Genomic DNA, 20,925 nt, shown 5'->3' with positions numbered 1-20,925 from the left:
TGTTTCCGTGTGTTGATACCGCTGGGCCGGCGCCCCGCGTTCATTTCAGCGAAGTAACCCGGCGAAGCCCGTTCAGGTTCCTTGCTTCTCCTACGTTGGCAGAGCCGACGACCATGTCGAGCCGTTGACTTGAAGAGGTCGGCGAGTAGCCTCTGTTTCATGCGGCGGAACAAGCTGCAGGCCGATCAGGGAGAGGACCCCATGTCCGTGACGATCCGAAAGCTTCACCCGCATTTCTTTGGAGAAGTCTCCGGCGTCGATCTGCGAAAGCCGCTGACGCCGCAGGAGGCACGCGACATCGAAGCAGGCATGGACGAATACGCGGTACTCTTGTTCCCAAACCAGGACATCACGGACGAGCAGCAACTGGCGTTTGCGCTCAATTTCGGCGAGCGCGAGACCTCGCGCGGCGGAACGGTGACCAGGAAGGAAGATTACCGGCTCTCCTCGGGACTGAACGATGTTTCCAATCTCGGCAAGGACGGCAAGCCGCTGCCGCGCGATCACCGCACCCATTTGTTCAATCTCGGCAACTGTCTGTGGCATTCCGACAGTTCGTTTCGGGCTATACCGGCAAAATTCTCGCTTCTGTCGGCGCGAGTGGTGAACCCGAACGGCGGCAACACCGAATTCGCCGACATGCGCGCGGCCTATGACGCGCTCGACGGGGAGACCAAGGCGGAGATCGAGGATCTGATCTGCGAGCATTCGCTGATGTATTCGCGGGGATCGCTCGGCTTTGTCGATTACTCCGAAGAGGAAAGGCAGATGTTCAAGCCGGTGCGGCAACGGCTGGTGCGGACCCATCCTGTGCATCGCCGCAAGTCGCTCTATCTGTCGTCGCATGCGGGCGCGATCCTCGGCATGAGCGTGCCGGAGGCGCGGCTGTTGCTGCGCGACCTCACCGAGCATGCCACGCAGAGGGAGTTCGTCCATGTCCACAAATGGACGGTGCACGACCTCGTGATGTGGGATAACCGCCAGACCATGCACCGCGTTCGCCGTTACGATCAGTCGCAGCCGCGCGACATGCGGCGTGCTACGGTCGCCGGCACCGAGCCCACGGTGGCGCAGCAGGCGGCGGAGTAGGTTGGCGCGATGATTCATGGTTGAATCAGCGGAGGCTGCAACCGCCCTTCCTTCTCCCCTTGCGCGAGAAGGTGGCCATAGGCGGCCTGCGGCCGCCGTTCTTTTAGGACGCCGATGCTTTGCATCGGCCATGCGAAGTCCGCGCCGGATCAGGGGTCACTGTCCGAGCACTCAAAATGGAAATTTTCGGCGGGTAAACCCCTCACCCGGATCGCATCTAAAGCTGCGACGTAGCCGAAGCTTTGCTTCGGCGTCCTCTAAATGACGGCCGCCCTAGGCGGCCTATGCCTCTCCCGCAAGGGGAGAGGTAACACCTTCGATGCCGCTCCAGCTCGACAAAACTTCATCCTGTCCGCCATGACGGCCCAAACCTACGCGTGGCCGGCCTCGTTCGACAGCATGCCGGGATCGATCCCGATCTTGCGCAGCGCGCGGTTATATTTTTCCTCGATATCGTCGCCGAAGATCAGATCGGGATCGGCGTCGCAATGCAGCCATCCATTGTCCTGGATTTCACTTTCCAGCTGCCCGGCCGCCCACCCGGCATAGCCGAGCGCGAGCACGGCATGTTTGGGGCCAGCGCCCCGCGCGATCGCCTTCAGGATGTCGACGGTCGCGGTGAGGCAGATCTCGTCGTCGATCCTCAGCGTCGCATCCTCGATGAAGAAATCGCTCGAGTGCAACACGAAACCGCGCCCCGTCTCCACCGGGCCGCCCTTCAAGACACGCATGGTCTCGGCATTCTCGGGAAGCTTGATCTGATCGGCTTTCTTGATGATCTCGAGCTGCACCAGCAATCCCGGAAAGTCGATGCTGCCCGCGGGCCGGTTGACGATGATGCCCATCGCGCCTTCGGCCGAATGGGCGCAGAGATAAATCACCGAACGCTCAAAGCGGGGATCGCCCATCACGGGCATCGCGATCAGCAACTGACCGTCGAGGTAACGGCCCTCCCCTTCACCGCCAGTGCCGGCGGATTCGCGGCGAACCAAACCCGGTCTTTTGCCTTCAGGGTCCATCCGCTGGGAACCTCGTGCCTTTGTCCATCCTGATATTGGGTCTCGGTTCTGTCAATCAAGCTCGGAAAGCACTGATACAGATCACAGGCAATTCAATGGCCTACAATCTCGCTCTTCTGTAAGGACGGGTCATGATCGTTGAAGTTCCGTTGCGAGCCGCGCTCGGTCTGGCCCTGACCGCATTGATGTCATTGCCTGCCGTCGGGGCGCGCGCCGAGGATGCCTCACCCTGGCAAAAGGCTGCACACTCCGCCGTCCGGCTGCTGGCGGGATCGCGTAGCGGGCCGGTGCTGCTCGGCGGAATCGCCGTGCAGCTCGAACCCGGTTGGAAAACTTACTGGCGTACCTCTGGTGACTCCGGCGTTCCCCCCCGCTTCGACTTCTCCAAATCCGACAATGTCGAGGCGGTGACGGTTCTGTGGCCGGCGCCGATGAAATTCGACGACGGCGGCGGTGGCATATCGCTCGGCTATCAGAACCAGGTCGTGCTGCCGTTGCGGATTGTCCCGAAAAGTACCGACAAGCCGGTAACGCTTCGCGCCGATATCAACTACGCGGTCTGTGAGAAGCTTTGCATCCCGGTCGATGCGAGCGCCGAGCTCGGCTTTGCCAGTGTCGCGAGCACCGAAGACAGCGTGCTGTTCGCAGCGCTCGACACCGTCCCCAAACCGGCCAGTGTCGGCGATCCCAACCCGCTTACCATCCGCGACGTCAAGCGCGAGGGCAAATCCACGGTTCTGGTCGACGTGCTGTCGCCCGATGCGCGCACCGTCAATCTTTTTGTCGAAGGACCGACGCCGGACTGGTCGCTGCCGGTGCCAAAACTGCGCGAACCCGGCCCGCCCGGGGTCAAGCGCTTTGCCTTTCAGCTCGACGGCGTGCCGCCCGGCGTCAATCCGGAAGGCGCGGCGCTGAAATTGACACTGGTCGGCGGCGATCGTTCTTACGAATTCAACATCAATCTGGAATAGGGCTCGAATCTGCAGTAGTGCGCGCGGCCGCCGCGCACGAGCCCGCGGCTCTCATCGCGAGCGAAGCGAGGCGATCCAGTGAGCGGTCAAAGCGGACTGGATTGCTTCGGAGCTCACGCTCCTCGCAATGACATGGATCCAATCCCGGCAGTGACGCTTACGGCCGCGTGGTTCGATCACTCCGCGGTCCAGCCGCCGTCGATCGACAGATTTGTACCGGTGATCTGCGCCGCGTCGTCGCCGCACAGAAACAGCGCCAGCGCTGCAACCTGCTCGGAGGTGACGAACTCCTTGGTCGGCTGCGCCTCCAGGAGCACGTCGTGGATCACCTGCTCCTTGGTCATGTTGCGCGCCTTCATGGTGTCGGGGATCTGCTTCTCGACCAGCGGCGTCCAGACATAGCCGGGGCTGATGCAGTTGCAGGTGACCTTGTAGGTCGCAAGCTCCAGCGCCACCGTCTTGGTGAGGCCGGCGATGCCATGCTTGGCCGACACGTAGGCCGACTTGAACGGCGAGGCCACCAGCGAGTGCGCCGACGCCGTGTTGATGATGCGGCCCCAGCCGCGCTTCTTCATGCCTGGCACGACGGCGCGGATGGCGTGGAACGCCGCCGACAGGTTGATCGCAATGATCGCGTCCCATTTTTCGATCGGAAATTCCTCGATCGGCGAGACGAACTGGATGCCGGCATTGTTGACGAGCACATCCACCGAACCGAAGGTCTTTTCGCCGAGTGCGATCATGCCGGCGATCTCGGCAGGCTTGGTCATGTCGGCCGGCGAATGGACCGCCTTGACCTTGAAGTCGCGCTCGATTCCCGAGCGCTCCCGCTCGATATCCGCCGGCGTGCCGAAACCGTTGAGCACGATATTGGCGCCGGCGCTGGCGAAGGCTCGGGCAAAGGCGAGCCCGATGCCGCTGGTCGAACCGGTCACTACCGCGGTCTTGCCTGACAGGTTAGCCATTTTTTTCACTCCTTTTTGACGGGGCTTTCTTCATCCGAGAGATCGTAGGTCACCATGGTTTCGTCGGATTGCGGTCGTTGCAACCAGTCCTTGTGACGCATCGACAGATGGACGTCGCGCACACCGGCTTCCCAATGTTCGACCATGGCGACATGGGAGAAATCATAGTCCTTGGAGGACGTCTCGTAATTCTTGCTCTTGTAGATAAGGTGCACCACCGTGACGGTGTTCTCCTTGGCGGCTTCGCGCAGCAGGTTCACCGAAGAGTGGTTTTTCAGATCCTCCGGCAGCCTGCCGATCAGATCGCGAATCGCCTTGCGGGCGTTGTGGAGCTGCCGGTTCTTGTCGGTGGTCATGCGCGTGCGGCTTGAGAAGCGGATGTCCTTCTCGCGCTCGGCCGCCTCCAGCAAAGTCTCCGGCAGAGGTCCGCGGGCGCTGAAGAGATCGACCTGGAAGATCAGGAGGTCGTTTTCGGTTTCGGCGTCCAGCACATAGTCGAGCGGCGTGTTGGAGGCCACGCCGCCATCCCAATAATGCTCGCCGTCGATGACGATCGAGGGGAAGCCCGGCGGCAGCGCGCCGGACGCCATGATGTGCTCGGGACCGATGCGCTTGCCGAGCCGGTTGAACTCTAAATTGTCGAAAAACCGGAAATTGCCGGAGGTCACGCCCACCGCGCCGACGCTGAGCCGGCACTGCAGATCGTTGATGCGATCGAAATCGACCAGAAGCTCCAGCGTTTTCCGCAACGGCGTGGTGTCGTAATAACTCTGGGATTGCGGGCTTCCCTTTGGCCACAGCGGGGCCGGCGGCACCCGCGGCGAAAAAAAGCCCGGCACGCCGAAAGTGGCGATCATTGCGGCGCTGGTCTCGTTGAACACCGAGCGCTCACGGTCGCCGCGCGGAATCGGAACCCACGGCATCGGAGCGGAGACGGTCGACCAGAATTCCTTCAGCCTGTCGACGCGCTTTGCCGGCTCGTTGCCGGCGATGATCGCGGCGTTGATGGCGCCGATCGAGATGCCGGCGATCCAGTCCGGCTGGAAATCACAATGGCAAAGCGCCTGATAGGCGCCCGCCTGATAGGAACCGAGCGCGCCGCCACCTTGCAGGACAAGCACGCGCTGCGCCTTCGCGGGCGTGCTTGCTGACGGTTGATCGGCCGGATTCATCATGCCTCCACATCGAAATTATAGGAATGCAGCGTGACGCCTGTGAGCGATGACGTCAATTGGCGAGGAGAGCGGATGGGATCCTCACGCCGGGCGTATCGCGAGCCTCGGTCGAGGCAAGAATGAGGGTCCAGAAAACCTTGTATTTGGTGTTGGGAGCGTAGCTGGCCGCGATGCCCATTTTTGTGACATCACCCTGCAGCATGTTGGCGCGGTGCGGTGGCGAATCGCGCCATCCGGAAAAGGCTTCGGCCAAAGTGTGGTAGCCGGCGGATACGTTTTCCACCGCCGTCGTTGCAGGGTAACCGGCTGCCTGCAGCCGCTTCGGCAGTGGCGCCTTCACGTCGTGGTCGAGCTTGTTGCGCTTCGCCATCGCTTGCGACTGTCCTTCCGCAACCTTCATCAATTCGGGATCGATCACCACGGCGCCAAGGCCATTGTTCTTGCGATAGAGCGAAATCATCGTTGCCGCGGCCTCGGAATCGAGCCTGGCGCCCTCCGCCATGTTGAAATACATGCTGGGTTGCTCGATCGGGGCATCGGCCGCGCAGCCGCCAAGCGCCAGCAGTCCGAGTATCGCGACCAGGCCGCGCATCATTTCAATTGTCCCCCACAACTGATCCGCCAGGATGCCAGGCGGCTTGGCGAAAAGATCACACACTCATTCAATGGTTTAGAGAGCGATTCCGAATGGACAAGCCGTTATTGCCCAGAGGTGCACCCGCGAATGGTGCTTGTTGCATGCCAACCGTGGCTGAATGGTGAACGAACCGCCAAATTTCTGTCGTCATTTCGGGGCGCGCGGGTCCTTCGCAAGCGTCCTGTGAAGTGCGCTTGCACATCAGAGAATCGGAAGATTCCGGCTCTGGTGCCGACGCAATCTCCGAAACATGACGGGCGCAACCCGTCAGGCACACCTGGCTTACGCCATCTTCACCGTGTGAATCCCGCATTCCGTTTTGGCGCGGCCGCGCCAGCGGCCGGCGCGCGCGTTCTCATCCGGCGAGGTCCGCGTCGTGCACGGCATGCACCCGACCGAGAGGAAGCCGGACGCCGCAAGCGGGTGCGGCGGCAGCTTGGCCAGCGTGTAGATCGCCTGGATCTCTTCGCGCGCGACGTTGGCGAACGGATTGAATTTGAGCCGGATACCATCGTCCTCGACCACCGGAATGGCGGCGCGGAGGCCGCCCTGGAAGCGCTTGCGCCCGTTGATCCAGGCCTTGAAAGGCCCAAGCGCGCGTTGCAGCGGCTCGACTTTCCGGATACGACAGCACGCATCGGGATCGGAGAACCACAATTCGCGATTTTGATCCTCGCGCCGCAAAACCTCCTGGTCCGGCTTGATCGAGCGGACATCGCGCAGGCCGAGCGTTGCGACCAGCGTGTCGCGATAGGCCAGCGTTTCCTCAAACAGCCATCCGGTGTCGAGAAAGATCACGGGGATCGCCGGATCGACGTCGGCCATGACCTTGAGCAGCGCCGCCGATTCCGTGCCGAAGGAGGAGACCAGCGCGAGATGTTCGCGGCCGGCGACGCCCAGCGCTGCTTCGATCACCTCGGCCGGCGTGGCGTTTCGAAGAATCTGATCGAACTCGGCCGCCGGCGGCAAAAGCCCGCCTGCGCTTCGTTCCGCGAGAAGAGGCTGCACGACTTCACTCACTGGCGGCGCTCTCCGAGTGGCGCTGCTGCAGCCGCCGGTTAAGCGCGGTGAGGCGCCCGTCGCCGGTCGGCTGATAGAATACCGAATAACGCTTGGCGGTCACCGCAAAGGCCTCGACATCGCTCTGCTTCTTCGCTTCAAGCGTGTCGAATCCGGCGCGCAGCATGAACACGAACTGGTCGCGCAACACCTGGCCCGTGGCGCGCAATTCGCCCTCGTAGCCGTGACGCTCGCGCAACAGCCGTGCCTGGCTATAGGCGCGCCCGTCGCGGAATGTCGGGAACACCAGCGCGACTGCGGCGAGCCGGTCGAGCCATGGCACGAGATCGTCGACGTCGCGATTGTTCGGCCAGATCACGCCCAAGTTGCCCGGGCGCCGCAGCAGCGCTTCCCGATCCTCGAGAAACCGCGCCGCCGAAACCAGAATGGCGCCGTCGCCCGGCAGTTCGGCGCCGTCCGGAACGTGGACGAAGATGTCGGTCGCGATCTTTCCGTTCTTAACGAGTGGCATAGACCCGCTCCCTGAATGGTTCGACGCCGAGCCGCTTCACCGTATCGACGAAAAGCTCGTCGGGGCGTTCGCGCAGCGCCAGATAGGCTTCAACAATGTCCTCAATCACGTCGGCGACTTCGCCGAACGGCACGGCGGGCCCGATCAGAACGCCGAGCTCGGCATTTTCGTCCGCACGGCCGCCGATCGTGATCTGGTAAAATTCCTCGCCGTTCTTCTCGACGCCGAGAATGCCGATATGGCCGACATGGTGATGGCCGCAGGCATTGATGCAGCCGGAAATATTGATGTGCAGGCGGCCGATCAGCTCGGCGGTCTCCGGACTGGCAAATCGCCGGGTCAATTCCTGCGCGATCGGAATCGAGCGCGCGTTCGCAAGCGAGCAGTAATCCAGTCCGGGACAGGCAATGATGTCGGAGATCAGGTTGACGTTCGGTGTCGCCAGCCCGATTCTGTCGAGTGCCTTGAACAACGCCGGCAGGTCGCGCTTGGCGACGTGAGGCAGCGCGAGATTCTGCTCATGTCCGACGCGGATTTCACCGAAGGAATATTTGTCAGCGAGGTCCGCAACCGCGTCCATCTGGTCAGCCGTCGCATCGCCCGGCGGCCCTCCGACGGGCTTTAGCGACAGGGTGACGATGGCGTAGCCCTGGACCTTGTGCGTGAACACCGAATTCCGCCGCCACCGCTCGAAGACGCCATCGTGCGCCGCCTTCTTCAGCTCTTCGGGCATATGCGGCAGCTTTTCGTAGATCGGATAGGAAAAGCGCGACCGCACTTCCTCGATCACGGCATCATCCAGCGTCAGCGCGCTGTCGCCCATCGCCCGCCATTCCTCCTCCACCTCGGCCGCGAATTTCTCGATGCCGAGCTCATGCACCAGGATCTTGATCCGCGCCTTGTAGATGTTGTCGCGACGGCCGTACTGGTTGTAGACGCGCAGAATCGCCTCGACGTAGCTCAACAGATCGCGGCCGTGCACGAACGGCTTGATGGTCTTGGCGATGAAGGGCGTGCGGCCAAGGCCGCCGCCGACCAGCACTTCGAAACCGGTCTCGCCTTGCGCATTCTTGTGCAAGCGCAGGCCGATATCGTGAATCTTGATCGCGGCGCGGTCATGCGCGGAAGCGGTGATCGCAAATTTGAACTTGCGCGGCAGGAACGAGAATTCCGGGTGCAGCGTCGTGTATTGCCGCAGCAGCTCCGACCAGATGCGCGGGTCCTCGATCTCGCCGGGCGCAACGCCCGCCCACTGATCGGAGGTGACGTTGCGCGTGTTGTTGCCCGACGTCTGCATGGCGTGGATGCCGACCTCGGCGAGATCGGCCAGCGCATCCGGCAATTCGGCCAGCTTGATCCAGTTGAACTGGATATTCTGGCGGGTGGTGAAATGCCCGTAGCCGCGGTCGTAGCGCCGCGCCACATGCGCCAGCCGCCGCAATTGCTGCGAGGACAGCGTGCCGTAGGGGATCGCGACGCGGAACATGTAGGCGTGCAGCTGCAGATAGACGCCGTTCTGCAGCCGCAGCATCTTGAATTCGTCTTCGGTGAGCTCGCCGGAGAGGCGCCGCTTCACCTGATCGCGAAACTCCTCAACGCGTTCGTTGATGAGGGTGCGGTCGAGCTCGTCATATGCGTACATGATAAAGGCGGCCTTACGCGGGAACGGGAAGTTCAATGGTGACGCCGCGGAGCCGGATCAGTTCGCGGAGATTCCCGGGCTTGATCGCGCCGCCATCGTTGATATCGACCGGTGCGATGTAGGCGCCGACCGCGCCGATATCGTCGGCAACCGATTCGGCCAGAAGCGCGCGCGCCTCGGCGACGGTGCGCACGATCGCGGCCTCCGCCAACTCGGTCGACCAGCCCTGTGAAGCGTTGCGATAGATCACCGCGCCGTCGAAGGTGCGGTTCGCGGTGACGATGGATGGACCGGTGATCCTGATTTTTTGTTCGAGCGGAGATGTCATTCGGCGGCGACCTGAAAGTAGGAGGCGAGTTGGGTGAGTTCCAGATGGCGCGCGGGCGCCGAGTGCGCGACCACGTCGCCGATGATGAGGATGGCGGGACCGCCGTCGATGCCAGCGACGAGATCGGGCAACCGATCAAGCGTGCCGACGACGGCCTGCGCGTCAGTGCGGGTGACGCGGGCGAATACGCCGACGGGGGTTTGCGGCGAGCGTCCGGCAGCAACAAGACCGGCTCGCACCGAGGGCGCCGCGGTCATGCCCATGTAGACGACGATCGTCATCTTGGTGTCGGTCAGGGTCGACCAGTCGACGGCTTGCGCGTCCCTCGCCTTGTGCGCGGTGAGGAAGGTGATGCGCAGCGCCTCGTTGCGGAACGTCAGCGGCACCTCGAATTGCGCGGCAGCCCCGAGGCCCGCGGTTATGCCGGGAATGACGGAAAAGGCGACATTTGCCTGCCGAAGCGCTTCGATTTCCTCGCCGCCGCGGCCGAAGACAAAGGGATCGCCGCCCTTGAGCCGCACCGCGCGCTGCCCTGATTTTGCAGCTTCGATCAACAGCTGGTTGATCGCCTTCTGCCCGATGCCCGGCTTGCCGACACGACGGCCGACCGGCACGCGCGTCGCATCGCGCCGCGCGCGATCGAGAATTTCTCCCGCCACCAGTTCGTCGTGGAAAATCACATCGGCGTCCTGCAATGCCCGTAGCGCCTTGACCGTGAGCAGGTCCGGATCCCCCGGGCCGGCGCCGATCAGCGATACGCTGCCCTCGGCGCGACCCGATGGCAGCGCACCGGCAAAGCCGGAGGGATCGCGGATTTTCTTGAGCGTCGCTTCGGCTTCTTCACCGCGCCCGGCAAGAACCAGTTCGCCGATTCCGCCATCGATGACGCGCTCCCAGAAGCGGCGGCGCAGGGCGAATTCGGGAACGAGCGCATGGATGGCCTTGCGCCAGCGGCCGATGAAACGCGCAAGCTCGCCGATGCGCGCGGGCAGCACCGCCTCGATGCGCTCGCGTACACGGCGCGCCACGACCGGCGAAGCGCCACCGGTCCCAACGGCGACCACCACATCGCCGCGATCGACGATGGCGGGAAAAATGAAGGTCGAATGCGCAAGGTCGTCCATGACATTCACGGGAAGCCCGAGCGTTCTTGCGCGCGCCGACATCGCCGGACCGATTTCGCCGGCGCCCGCACAAACCACCGCGACGACTCCCGAGAGATCGGCGATCAACGGATCGCCCGTGGCAGGCTCGATGCGTGCCGCATCCGGCGCGGCGATGCCATTGACATCGTGATGGCCGTCAGTCGCGTACCAGCGAACCCGCGCTCCGGCCGAAATCAACAGTCGCAATTTCGCACGCGCCGGATCGCCGGAACCGACGAGCAGCACCAAGCCGCCTTGCAGATCAAGAAATACCGGCAGGAATCGCATGCGACACTCGCTTCCCCAATGTACGGGGTTGACGGAAATTATTTTCTATTTAAGTCTCGTTCAAGCCCTGCAAATAGAAAATTATTTCTTCTCTATTGCAGTGCAACTATAGAATTTTCAACTCCCAGGGCCAAGGGCCGGTAGATGCATCTTCTCGACCATAATCACGCAGCCGACCGGCTGGACCGCGCCTTTCCGCTCGAACCATCCCTGGTCACGCAAAGTTCAACGCAGGCGCGCGGACGCGCGCCCTCGATGGATCACCTCGACGCGCTTGAGGCGCAGAGCATCTACATTTTTCGCGAAGCCTTCGCGCGGCTGAAGAAGCTCGCGCTGTTGTGGTCGCTGGGCAAGGATTCCAACGTGATGATCTGGCTGGCGCGCAAGGCCTTCTTCGGCCGCGTACCGTTCCCGGCCTTGCACGTCGACACCGGCAAGAAATTTCCGGAGATGTATGCGTTTCGCGATCAATACGGCAAGGAATGGGAGCTCGATCTCAAGATCGAGCCCTGCCCGCCGATCGAGAGCGTCGATCCGACCTTGCCGCCGGCCGCGCGGTCGGCTGCGCGCAAGACCGAAGGATTGAAGCTTGCGCTCGCCAAACATGGCTTCGACGGCTTGATCGCCGGCATTCGCCGCGACGAAGAGGCCACCCGCGCCAAGGAGCGGGTGTTCTCGCCGCGTGGCACCGAAGGCGGATGGGACGTGCGCGACCAGCCTCCGGAATTCTGGGATCAGTTCAACGCCTCGCCGCCGCCGGGCGCCCATCTGCGCGTGCACCCGATCCTGCATTGGACCGAGGCCGACATCTGGGCCTACACCAGGCGCGAAAACATTCCGATCATTCCGCTTTATCTGGCCAATAACGGCAAGCGTTACCGCTCGCTTGGCGATGCCGACATCACCTTCCCCGTGGTCTCCGACGCATCGAGCATCGAGGAAATTCTTCTCGAGCTTGAACGCACCAGGGTGCCGGAGCGCGCCGGCCGTGCGCTCGACCACGAAACCGAAGATGCTTTCGAGCGGCTGCGCGTCGCCGGTTATCTCTGACGCAGAACGGGTGTGAGCGCTGCCATGAACATGATCGTCCCGGCGCCGCTAGCGGCGACCCCCAACGGCACCACGCGTCCACAGTTGCGCATCGTCATCGTCGGCCACGTCGATCACGGCAAATCGACTCTGGTCGGCCGGCTCCTGCACGAGACCGGCAGCCTGCCGGAAGGCAAGCTTGAAATGCTCAAGGCCGTCAGCGCGCGGCGCGGCATGCCGTTCGAATGGTCGTTCCTGCTCGATGCGCTTCAAACCGAGCGCGACCAGGGCATCACCATCGACACCACGCAGATCCGCTTCCGCACCGGCTCGCGCGACGTGGTGCTGATCGATGCGCCCGGACACGCCGAATTCCTGCGCAACATGATTACCGGCGCTTCGCAGGCCGACGGCGCCGTCCTGATCATCGACGCGCTGGAAGGCGTGCGCGACCAGACCCGCCGCCACGGTTATCTGCTGCATCTTCTCGGCGTCAAGCAGGTCGCGGTGGTGGTCAACAAGATGGACCGTGTCGACTTCAGCGCGGAGCGTTTCTCCGAGATCCGCGATGAGATCACCACGCATCTTGCCGGTCTTGGCGTCGCGCCCTCGGCGGTGATTCCGATTTCGGCCCGCGACGGCGACGGCGTGGCAGAGCGCACGCCACGAAGCAGCTGGTACCACGGCCCGACGGTCGTCGAGGCGATCGACGCGCTGGAGCCTGCGCGGCCGCTGGAACAGCTTGCACTGCGGCTGCCGGTGCAGGCGATCTACAAATTCGACGATCGGCGCATCATTGCCGGCCGCATCGAGTCGGGCAGCCTGTCCGCAGGCGACGAGATCGTCATCATGCCCGCCGGAAAAATCGCGCGTGTCAAAAGCGTGGAGGGCTGGCCGGCAACACCGGTCAGGGGCGCCCAGACGGCGGGGCGCTCCGTCGGCATCACGCTCGACCGCGAACTGTTCCTCGAACGCGGCGACGTCATTTCCCACGTCGGCTCGAGCCCGCGCGACACGCGGCGGCTGCGCGCGCGCATCTTCTGGCTGCACGACAAGGAGCTCACCAAGGGTGCGCAAATCCTGGCGAGGCTGGGCACGCGCGAAGGCCGGGCTACCGTGGTGGCGATCGAGAAGGCGGTTGATCCCGGCCAATTGTCGAGCGTCGAGAACACCTCGATCGCGCGCAACCATGTCGGCGAGATCGACATTTCGCTGGCGCAGCCGATCGCCGCCGATCCCTACACCGATAATCCGCGCACCGGACGGCTGGTGATTGAGGTCAACGGCCGCATTGCCGGCGGCGGGCTGGTGCTCTCGGTCGATGCCGGGCAACGGGCGGTCCCCGTCGACATCGTGCCGGTGGAATCGGCGCTCCGTCCCGACGAGCGCTCGGCGCGCTATCGCCACAACGGCGCGGTGGTCTGGTTGACGGGCCTGCCCGCTTCCGGAAAATCGACGCTCGCGCGGGCGCTGGAACGGCGCCTGTTCGGCAAGGGCGGTTCGCCGATCCTGCTCGACGGCGACACGCTGCGTGCCGGACTAAACGGCGATCTTGGATTCTCCGAAAAGGATCGCAGCGAGAACATCCGCCGGCTCGCCGAAGTCGCGACCCATCTGGCGCGCAACGGGCACATCGCGATCGTCGCCGCGGTGTCGCCCTCGCGCGAAGACCGCGCCGCCGCGCGCCGCATTTCGGAGGCCGCATTCCGCGAGATTTACGTCTCGACACCTGCCGAAATCTGCGAGAGCCGCGATCCCAAGGGCCACTACGCCAAGGCGCGCGCAGGCGCGCTCGCCTCGTTCACCGGAATCGGCAAGGATTACCAGCCGCCCGAGGCAAGCGAACTGACGCTCGATACCTCGAGGCGTTCGGTTGCGGAAGCTGCCGACGAGATCGAGCGCATGCTGAGCAGGACCGGCGTTCTGCTCGACGAAGTGGTTGATCTGGCTGCCAATATTTGAGCATTGGTTGAGCATTCCCGGGCCGATCGAATAGGCAAAGGAAGGGCTTTTCTTGCGGCCCGCTTTGGCGCTAAAAGGCGCCTGGTTTTCCGGTTCCGACATTCGTATCGTCTTGAGGCGGCCACTCTTGCGAATGACAGAACCTTAGGAACACCAGTAGATAGTAGTCTTCTAGTGCGTTTTGGATTTGACATTCGCTGTATGGGACGCGCTGCGATATTGAGGCGAATGTCAAATCCACCGTACCAGTGCCCTTTGGCGCTTTTTCCCTTGAAATCCCTGACAACCGCGCGTGAGCGCGGTTTCTTGTGAGAAAAATTCACCATGAATCGTATCGACGCCCACGGATTGAAGATCGCCCCCGTCCTGTTTGATTTCATTGCAAAGGAAGCATCGCCCAAAACCGGGATCACGCCGGACGCGTTCTGGGCGGGGCTTGCCGCCATTATCCGCGATCTGGCGCCGAAAAATCGCGAACTGCTCGCCTTGCGCGACGGCCTGCAGGCAAAAATCGACGCCTGGCATCGCGCCCACAAAGGCAAGCCGGTAGATCTCAATGCCTACACGGCCTTTCTGAAGGAGATCGGCTACCTTTTGCCTGAGCCTGCAACGCAAAAGGTCGAGACGGCCAATGTCGACGAAGAGATCGGCAAGATCTGCGGACCGCAACTGGTCGTGCCGCTCACCAACGCGCGCTACGCGCTGAACGCAGCGAACGCGCGCTGGGGCAGTCTTTACGACGCCTTCTACGGCACCGACGCGATCCCGCCTGGGCCGAGCGAAGCCGGCAAGGGCTTCAACAAGGCGCGCGGCGACAAGGTGGTTGCAAAGGCCAAGGCGTTTCTTGATTCGGCTGTGCCGCTTGCGACCGGCAGTCATGCCGATGCGGTTTCCTACGGCGTTGTCGGCGGGAAGCTTGCGGTCAGGCTGAAGGGCGGCAATGCCACCACGCTGAAATCGAACACGCAATTTTCGGGCTACCAGGGCGAGGCGGCGGCGCCTTCGGCTATTCTTCTCGTCAACAACGACCTGCACATCGAGATCAGGGTCGATCGCAATCACGTGATCGGCAAGGACGATCCGGCCGGCGTCGCCGACATCATCCTCGAGGCCGCGGTCAGCACGATCCTCGACATGGAAGACAGCGTCGCCACTGTCGATGCCGAAGACAAGGTGCTCGTCTATCGCAACACGCTCGGCCTGATGAATGGTGCGCTCTCGGCCGATTTCGAGAAGGGCGGCAAGACGCTCACGCGCGCGCTCAATGCCGATCGCGTCTATGCGGCGCCCGACGGCAAGCAAGTCAGACTGCACGGCCGCAGCCTGCTGCTGATCCGTAATGTCGGCCACCACATGTTCACCGATGCCGTGCTCGACGCTGCCGGCAACGAAATTCCGGAAGGCATGCTGGATGCCGCCGTCACCGGCCTGCTCGCGATCCACGACCTGAAGGGCAACTCGACCGTGCGCAACAGCCGCACCGGTTCGGTCTATATCGTCAAGCCGAAGATGCATGGCCCCGACGAGGTCGCGCTGACATGCGCCTTGTTCGATCGCGTCGAGAAGATGCTGTCGCTGCCAGAAAATACGCTGAAGGTCGGCATCATGGACGAGGAGCGCCGCACCACAGTCAATCTCAAGGCCTGCATCCAGCAAGCGTTGAGGCGCGTCGTGTTCATCAACACCGGCTTCCTCGACCGCACCGGCGACGAGATCCACACCTCGATGGAAGCTGGTCCCATGATCCGCAAGAACGACATGAAGGAGCAGCCCTGGATCAAGGCTTACGAGGATTCGAACGTCGATATCGGCCTGATCGACGGTTTGCCCGGGCATGCGCAGATCGGCAAGGGCATGTGGGCCGCGCCCGACAAGATGGCGGATATGCTGGCGCAGAAGATCGTGCATCCGCAAGCCGGTGCCACCACCGCGTGGGTGCCTTCGCCGACCGCGGCGACGCTGCACGCCCTGCATTATCACGAGGTCAACGTGCTGGCGCGGCAGCAGCAACTGGCCAAGGGGGGTGCGCGCGCAAAGCTTGCCGACATCCTCACCATTCCGGTCTCGCAGTCGAACTGGGCGCCCGACGATGTGCGGCAGGAGATCGACAACAATTGCCAGGGCATTCTCGGCTATGTCGTGCGCTGGATCGATCAGGGCGTCGGCTGTTCCAAGGTGCCCGACATTCACGACGTCGGATTGATGGAGGACCGCGCGACCTTGCGCATCTCGAGCCAGCATCTGGCGAACTGGCTGCATCAGGGCGTCATCACCCGCGAGCAGGTGATGGAATCGCTGAAGAGGATGGCGGTGGTGGTGGATGGCCAGAACAAGGGCGATCCGCTGTACCGGCCGATGGCGCCCACTTTCGATGGCGTAGCCTTCAAGGCGGCCAGCGACCTGATTTTCAAGGGACGCGAGCAGCCGAACGGCTACACCGAATACATTCTCACCGCGCGACGCCGCGAGGCCAAGGCAGCAGGCTGATCGTCGCCGGTTTCCGGAACGATCGCAGTTGGCAATCGTTAGGTCCGTCATCTCAATAAATTCAAGGAGAGACGGCGATGGATTGGAACCGCATCGAAGGTAACTGGAAGCAGTTCAAGGGCTCCGCCAAGGAAAAATGGGGCAAACTCACCGATGACGATCTCAACGTCATCGAGGGCCGCCGCGAGCAGCTCGAGGGCAAGCTGCAGCAGCGCTACGGCTTCGCCAAGGACCAGATTCAGAGAGACGTGGACGACTGGTTCAAGACGCTGAAATGATCGGCGCCTGACAACACCGGTATATGCAAGAAGCCCCGGCGTTTGCCGGGGCTTTTTTTTAAGACTTCATCGACCAGAAACGTGAAGGCAGCGCCGGGATGCTGCATCCTGCGGCATCCCGCGGCTCGAAAACCCTGTCGCTCAAAACACCGCGATATATTTGAGCAGCGAAATCACGCCGAGGATGATCACGATGACACGCACGATTTGCTTGGCGCGGCCGTCGAGCGGCAACAGATTGATCAGATAGAGAATGAGAATAACGACGAGAAAGGTGACCAGTACACTTACAAGCATTGGTTTTCCCCCAATACACGCCAAAAGAGATGGCAAGCCCGTTGTCAACGCGCCAGAGCGGCGCTGGTTCCATTCGTGGAACAAACTAAAACATCTGCGAAATCAATGCTTCGCACGACCACCGGTCCGACAACGGCAGGGCGCTGTCTAGTAACTTACGCTGTCCAGAAATTTACACCGAGTAGCCGGGTCACCGAGTTCCTGGGCAGGATCCCCGCGGCCTGACCGGCGCGGCGAAACGACGGCGCTATTGGGCCGCAACGACCGGCACGCGCCGATAATGCGACCGTATCGACTGCGGAGCGGGCGAGAGATTGAGCGCGGCGCCGCGCCGATCCGCGCCGCGACCGGCAACCATCAAACCATCGCCACTGGCGACGATGTCGCCTTTGCGAAGCGTGGGATCGTCTTCGATCCTGATCGAGGCAAGGCCGGTCAGGTCCTTGCCGTTGCAGGTGCATCCCTTCACCAGCTCATCACGATAGCGATAAGCGTTCGGCAGCTCGGAATATGGCTTTCCACCCTCAGTAACGGCGTCATCGATGCTGCTGCCATAGACCACTCTGGTCTCGGCGGTCGGGCATAAATTGCTGCAGGAGGCAGCCTTGCTCTGATTGCCGGATGAACTGATCGGGAAATGGCGGCCGTCGCAAGTGCGCACGCAATAGGCCTGCGAACCGCCCGAATAAGCGTAACCGGGGCGGGGCCGCACCAGAACCTCGCCTTCCGGACCGCCCATTTGACCTTCACTGCCGTAAGGCTGTGGCGTCATCGGCGGCTGCGGCCGGTACCCGAATGGAGTCATCGGCTGTGTCATGGGTTGTCGGGGCCGGTATCCGAAACCGCCGAATAGACCAAAAAAATCCTGTGCCTGCGCGATCGACGTCAGCGACAGCGCCGCCAATATCGCCGTCCCGCAGAATCCCAACCTGCCCGATTTCTTTCCGGAGAGTTGCCGTGCCATGACCTGCCTTGACTCGCGTCGCACCTCGCGCCTTCCGACTGTCGCAACAAACGCAACCGCGCTTGAACGGTTCCGACTTTTCCCCCGACCGACAGCCGCGCCTGTCGATACGGGCGAAGTGATGTTCAGGTTTCGGCGACGGAACCCTTCGCAAGCCTGAAGGGTTAGCTGTTGCTGAGCCTGTCGCGCCGCGTCGCGACTTAATCGTTCATGTTCGAACCACACCGGGGGAGAGCCCGTTGCGTGCCCTGCCCAACGAACGTGCGCATCCGACCGAGTTGGTCGGCGAGCCCCTGACCGACAGCGATGTCGAACGGCCGCCGGTCATTCGCCGCACTGAGCTCGTTGCCTTCGCGCTGGTGTCGCTGCTGGTAATCTGCGTCTTCGCCGTCCTCTCTGCCGCCAAGGCATTCTTCCTCCCGGTGGTCGCGGCCTTCGTGGTCGGCACCATGCTGTCTCCGGCGGCGGGCTTTCTCGAGCGTCGCCGGATTCCACGCGCGGTATCGGCGGTCTTGATCGTGACCGCAGTCGGCGCGGGCGTGACGTTTCTGGTCGGCCTGATCTCTTCGCCCGTCATGCAATGGAGCACGCATCTTCCGGAGCTCGCCGACCGGTTCCGGGAAAAGATGCATATCTTCGACCGGCCGCTGGCGCTGTGGCAGGAGCTTCAGAACATGCTCGGCGGATCCAGCGCATTTCCGACCGCGCCCTTCCAGCTGCCGAGGGTCGAATGGGTGCAGCCGGCGCTCGAATTCCTGTCGCCGACCTTTGCCGAATTCCTGCTGTTCATCGCAACGCTGATGCTGTTCATCGCAAGCTGGCGCGATCTGCGCCGCGCGCTGATCCTGACCTTCACCGGACACGAGTCGCGGCTGCGCACCTTGCGCATCCTCAATGCCATCGAGGAACATCTCGGCGGCTATTTGCTGATGGTCACGTCGATCAATCTCGGCGTGGGCGCGGTGACCGGCATTATCTGTGCACTTGTCGGCATGCCGAATCCGGCAGGCTTGGGCGCACTCGCGGCGATCCTGAATTTCCTTCCGATCATCGGCCCGGTGGCGATGTTCGTGATTCTGATTCTTGTCGGCCTGATCGCCTTTCCCACGCTCGGGGAGGGCCTGATCGCACCGGCAGCCTTTGCCGCGCTTACCTTCCTCGAGGGCCATTTCGTCACTCCTGCCATCATCGGCCGCAGGCTCGAACTCAACGCGCTCGCGGTATTCATCGGGCTTGCGTTCTGGACCTGGCTCTGGGGGCCGATGGGCGGCTTCCTTTCGTCTCCGCTCCTGATCGTGGCCCTGATCTTGCGCGATCACCTGTGGCCGCCGAGCGAGCCGAACCTGCCCTAGTGTCCTGATTCCGAAGTTCGCATCATTGCTTGGGTTCAGAAATCCGCATGATGAATTCGCGGCAGCAATAGTGCGGATTTCTGAGCCGCCACACCAGGTCTTGCTCGAGGAACTTCCCGCAGGCTCCGGCGTTTTTCCCTTCAACCTGACTTCGATGCAGGGAGTCCTTGATGCCCAGTACGGACAGCGAAATGGGAATGCGAAATCTCAGAGACAAAGCAGGCTATGAGCGTCTTGAAAAGGATGTCGCGGCCGTGAAAGACGACATCGCCGCCCTCACCGATCAGATCACCGATGCGTTGGGTTCGTTCGCCGGCTCCGCCCGAAAACAGGCGCGCCGCGGTTACACCCAGGCGCGCGCCAATGTGGATTCGGCGGTCGACGATATTTCGGAACGCGGCAGCGCGATCATGGATGCCGCGCAGGATGCGGCGCTTTCGATCGAGGAGACGCTTGAAGAGGTGATCACGGAGCGTCCGCTGGCGACTGTCGGCGTCGCGCTCGGCCTCGGCTTTTTGATCGGCATAATATGGCGCCGCTAGCAGCGGGGCGTCGAGGCATTGACGCATTTCTGATCGGGGCGTCCGAATGTTTGCGCGCTTAGTCGACGGTTTGAAGGAATCGACCAACAACGCGTTGCGGCTGACGTCGCTCGTGGCAGTCCTGGCGATTGCCCTGTTCATCGTGATCGCCTTCCTGTGCGCGGCAGCCTTCATTTGGGTGCTTCAAAACTACGGCCCGGTCGAAGCCTGCCTGACGGGTGCGGGGATTTTCCTGATTGTCGCCCTGATTACGGCGGCGCTTTACGCGTTCCTGAAGAATCGCGCCCGCGAACGCGAGAGAGAGGCCGTGAAATCGACGCTCCACACCGCGCTCGCCGATCCGATGGTGGTGGCTACCGGCATCCAGGTGATCCGCGCCATCGGGCTCAAGAAGCTGATCCCGCTTCTCGCGGTCGGCGGGTTGGCACTGGGGTTGTTCGCCAGCCGCAATCATTCGTCCGACGAAGCGCCGGTTGAGTAGGTTTTCCGAAACTAGAGGTCAAGTCACGCAGCGGCCGGGCTGAAGCAGCTTGGCGACTTCGGTCAACAGGCTGACCACCGGTTCGCAGGCGACCATCGGCTTGCGGGCGGGCTTGGCCTTTGGCGGCGCAGACGGGCTTTCGGGCCCCTTGGCGACGGGCACGCGGACCAGGAAAGAGGTATCAGAGAAGGCCTGCAGGCGAAGCGAGATCGTCCGTGTCTGCGCCGCGGACCCCGCAACGCCGGCGATCCGGTCGGCCTTGGCCGCGCGATTGATTCCGCCCGCGGGCGCAGGTGCCGTTTCCGGCAGGTCATGGCCGAGCGCAAACTGCGCCGCGCCGAGTGAAAGCGAGAGCGCCATCGCGCCCAATATGCCTGTAGTGAGCTTTGACATCTCTTATTTGTCCGCCGACCCCGTCGCCGGTTCATTCGGCGACCGGCGAATCAAACGCGGTGGGAACAACAAGGGTTCGGCCGGACGGTAATCACTTAACCGTGTGCGAAATTTTTTCTGCCGAGCAGGAACAACGCGGGGGGTCAGCGAGTCTTCTTGGCAGCCGGTTATCCCCCCCTGCCCCATTGACCGGCGACGTAGGGCGCGGCTGTGGTGATGCCAGCCGCGCCCTGCTTTTTTCTTATCCCGTCGATTCCAAAAACAAATAGCGGCGGCTCGCAACGGACCCACCGACCGCGGATAATGGCGCGATGGATCGCTGCCGGTTTCGGTCGAGGGCGATCTGCGCC

The 20,925-nt window shown here is 62.7% G+C and carries 21 protein-coding genes; 9 read left to right on the top strand and 12 right to left on the bottom strand.

Annotated features, from left to right (window positions below; all coding sequences use genetic code 11):
• The first annotated feature begins 201 nt into the window (after positions 1–201).
• Entirely contained in the window at positions 202–1,089 is an 888-nt protein-coding gene (locus VNX23_RS21395; protein ID WP_325633305.1) for a TauD/TfdA family dioxygenase, read from the top strand.
• A gap of 371 nt (positions 1,090–1,460) precedes the next feature.
• Here the strand turns inward: VNX23_RS21395 and VNX23_RS21390 are convergent, their stop codons facing one another.
• Positions 1,461–2,108 carry a YqgE/AlgH family protein gene (locus VNX23_RS21390; protein WP_325633303.1) on the bottom strand — a complete coding sequence of 216 codons (648 nt, stop codon included), beginning with the start codon at positions 2,106–2,108 and terminating at the stop codon, positions 1,461–1,463.
• Positions 2,109–2,239: 131 nt separating this feature from the next.
• On the opposite strand from VNX23_RS21390, the gene VNX23_RS21385 reads away from it, so the two are divergent.
• Complete coding sequence (locus VNX23_RS21385) at positions 2,240–3,079, top strand: protein-disulfide reductase DsbD domain-containing protein (RefSeq protein ID WP_325633300.1); 840 nt, start codon at positions 2,240–2,242, stop codon at positions 3,077–3,079.
• Between the two features lie 176 nt (positions 3,080–3,255).
• Here the strand turns inward: VNX23_RS21385 and VNX23_RS21380 are convergent, their stop codons facing one another.
• The 8 genes from VNX23_RS21380 to cysG form a co-directional block, all read right to left on the bottom strand.
• Positions 3,256–4,044 (bottom strand): 3-hydroxybutyrate dehydrogenase, encoded by a 789-nt coding sequence (locus VNX23_RS21380; RefSeq protein WP_325633298.1) that lies wholly within the window; start codon positions 4,042–4,044, stop codon positions 3,256–3,258.
• Positions 4,045–4,049: 5 nt separating this feature from the next.
• Entirely contained in the window at positions 4,050–5,216 is a 1,167-nt protein-coding gene (locus VNX23_RS21375; RefSeq protein ID WP_325633296.1) for a patatin-like phospholipase family protein, read from the bottom strand.
• 55 nt (positions 5,217–5,271) lie between these two features.
• The gene (locus tag VNX23_RS21370; RefSeq protein ID WP_325633294.1) at positions 5,272–5,814 is read right to left on the bottom strand and encodes a CAP domain-containing protein; all 543 of its coding nucleotides are present in this window, start codon (positions 5,812–5,814) and stop codon (positions 5,272–5,274) included.
• 324 nt (positions 5,815–6,138) lie between these two features.
• Complete coding sequence (locus VNX23_RS21365; RefSeq protein WP_325633292.1) at positions 6,139–6,864, bottom strand: phosphoadenylyl-sulfate reductase; 726 nt, start codon at positions 6,862–6,864, stop codon at positions 6,139–6,141.
• Between the two features lie 4 nt (positions 6,865–6,868).
• A complete protein-coding gene (locus VNX23_RS21360; RefSeq protein WP_325633290.1) occupies positions 6,869–7,387 on the bottom strand; it encodes a DUF934 domain-containing protein in 519 nt (172 codons plus the stop codon).
• On the bottom strand, positions 7,374–9,029 hold the full coding sequence (locus tag VNX23_RS21355; protein ID WP_325633287.1) for a nitrite/sulfite reductase: 1,656 nt from the start codon (positions 9,027–9,029) through the stop codon (positions 7,374–7,376). Before VNX23_RS21355 ends, VNX23_RS21360 begins: the two co-directional genes overlap by 14 nt.
• A 13-nt stretch (positions 9,030–9,042) precedes the next feature.
• On the bottom strand, positions 9,043–9,357 hold the full coding sequence (locus tag VNX23_RS21350; RefSeq protein ID WP_325633285.1) for a DUF2849 domain-containing protein: 315 nt from the start codon (positions 9,355–9,357) through the stop codon (positions 9,043–9,045).
• A complete protein-coding gene (gene cysG, locus VNX23_RS21345; RefSeq protein WP_325633283.1) occupies positions 9,354–10,790 on the bottom strand; it encodes a siroheme synthase CysG in 1,437 nt (478 codons plus the stop codon). Before cysG ends, VNX23_RS21350 begins: the two co-directional genes overlap by 4 nt.
• 255 nt (positions 10,791–11,045) lie before the next feature.
• Between cysG and cysD the strand changes: the two genes are divergently transcribed.
• The 4 genes from cysD (at position 11,046) to VNX23_RS21325 (ending at position 16,546) form a co-directional block, all read left to right on the top strand.
• Positions 11,046–11,840: a sulfate adenylyltransferase subunit CysD gene (gene cysD / locus VNX23_RS21340; RefSeq protein WP_325633397.1), complete on the top strand. Its 795-nt coding sequence runs from the start codon at positions 11,046–11,048 to the stop codon at positions 11,838–11,840.
• Positions 11,841–11,864: 24 nt separating this feature from the next.
• Positions 11,865–13,781 carry an adenylyl-sulfate kinase gene (gene cysC / locus VNX23_RS21335; protein ID WP_325633281.1) on the top strand — a complete coding sequence of 639 codons (1,917 nt, stop codon included), beginning with the start codon at positions 11,865–11,867 and terminating at the stop codon, positions 13,779–13,781.
• Between the two features lie 324 nt (positions 13,782–14,105).
• Positions 14,106–16,268 carry a malate synthase G gene (locus VNX23_RS21330; RefSeq protein ID WP_325633279.1) on the top strand — a complete coding sequence of 721 codons (2,163 nt, stop codon included), beginning with the start codon at positions 14,106–14,108 and terminating at the stop codon, positions 16,266–16,268.
• A gap of 77 nt (positions 16,269–16,345) precedes the next feature.
• On the top strand, positions 16,346–16,546 hold the full coding sequence (locus VNX23_RS21325; RefSeq protein WP_325633277.1) for a CsbD family protein: 201 nt from the start codon (positions 16,346–16,348) through the stop codon (positions 16,544–16,546).
• A 141-nt stretch (positions 16,547–16,687) separates the two neighbouring features.
• On the opposite strand, the gene VNX23_RS21320 is transcribed toward VNX23_RS21325, so the two are convergent.
• Both VNX23_RS21320 and VNX23_RS21315 read right to left on the bottom strand, forming a co-directional pair.
• Positions 16,688–16,843: a Thivi_2564 family membrane protein gene (locus VNX23_RS21320; protein ID WP_325633276.1), complete on the bottom strand. Its 156-nt coding sequence runs from the start codon at positions 16,841–16,843 to the stop codon at positions 16,688–16,690.
• Positions 16,844–17,090: 247 nt separating this feature from the next.
• On the bottom strand, positions 17,091–17,807 hold the full coding sequence (locus VNX23_RS21315; RefSeq protein WP_325633275.1) for a DUF2865 domain-containing protein: 717 nt from the start codon (positions 17,805–17,807) through the stop codon (positions 17,091–17,093).
• A gap of 239 nt (positions 17,808–18,046) precedes the next feature.
• Between VNX23_RS21315 and VNX23_RS21310 the strand changes: the two genes are divergently transcribed.
• The 3 genes from VNX23_RS21310 to VNX23_RS21300 all read left to right on the top strand — a co-directional run bounded on the left by VNX23_RS21310 (position 18,047) and on the right by VNX23_RS21300 (position 20,182).
• Entirely contained in the window at positions 18,047–19,159 is a 1,113-nt protein-coding gene (locus VNX23_RS21310; protein WP_325633273.1) for an AI-2E family transporter, read from the top strand.
• Between the two features lie 170 nt (positions 19,160–19,329).
• Positions 19,330–19,701 (top strand): DUF883 domain-containing protein, encoded by a 372-nt coding sequence (locus tag VNX23_RS21305; RefSeq protein WP_325633271.1) that lies wholly within the window; start codon positions 19,330–19,332, stop codon positions 19,699–19,701.
• Between the two features lie 46 nt (positions 19,702–19,747).
• Complete coding sequence (locus VNX23_RS21300; RefSeq protein ID WP_325633270.1) at positions 19,748–20,182, top strand: hypothetical protein; 435 nt, start codon at positions 19,748–19,750, stop codon at positions 20,180–20,182.
• Between the two features lie 18 nt (positions 20,183–20,200).
• Here the strand turns inward: VNX23_RS21300 and VNX23_RS21295 are convergent, their stop codons facing one another.
• The gene (locus VNX23_RS21295) at positions 20,201–20,575 is read right to left on the bottom strand and encodes a hypothetical protein (protein WP_325633268.1); all 375 of its coding nucleotides are present in this window, start codon (positions 20,573–20,575) and stop codon (positions 20,201–20,203) included.
• Positions 20,576–20,925: the final 350 nt, after the last annotated feature.

This window comes from Bradyrhizobium sp., assembly GCF_035570375.1.
GTDB lineage: Bacteria > Pseudomonadota > Alphaproteobacteria > Rhizobiales > Xanthobacteraceae > Bradyrhizobium.
Note: the sequence above shows the minus strand (reverse complement) of the source record. Positions and strands in the feature narration are given on the sequence as shown.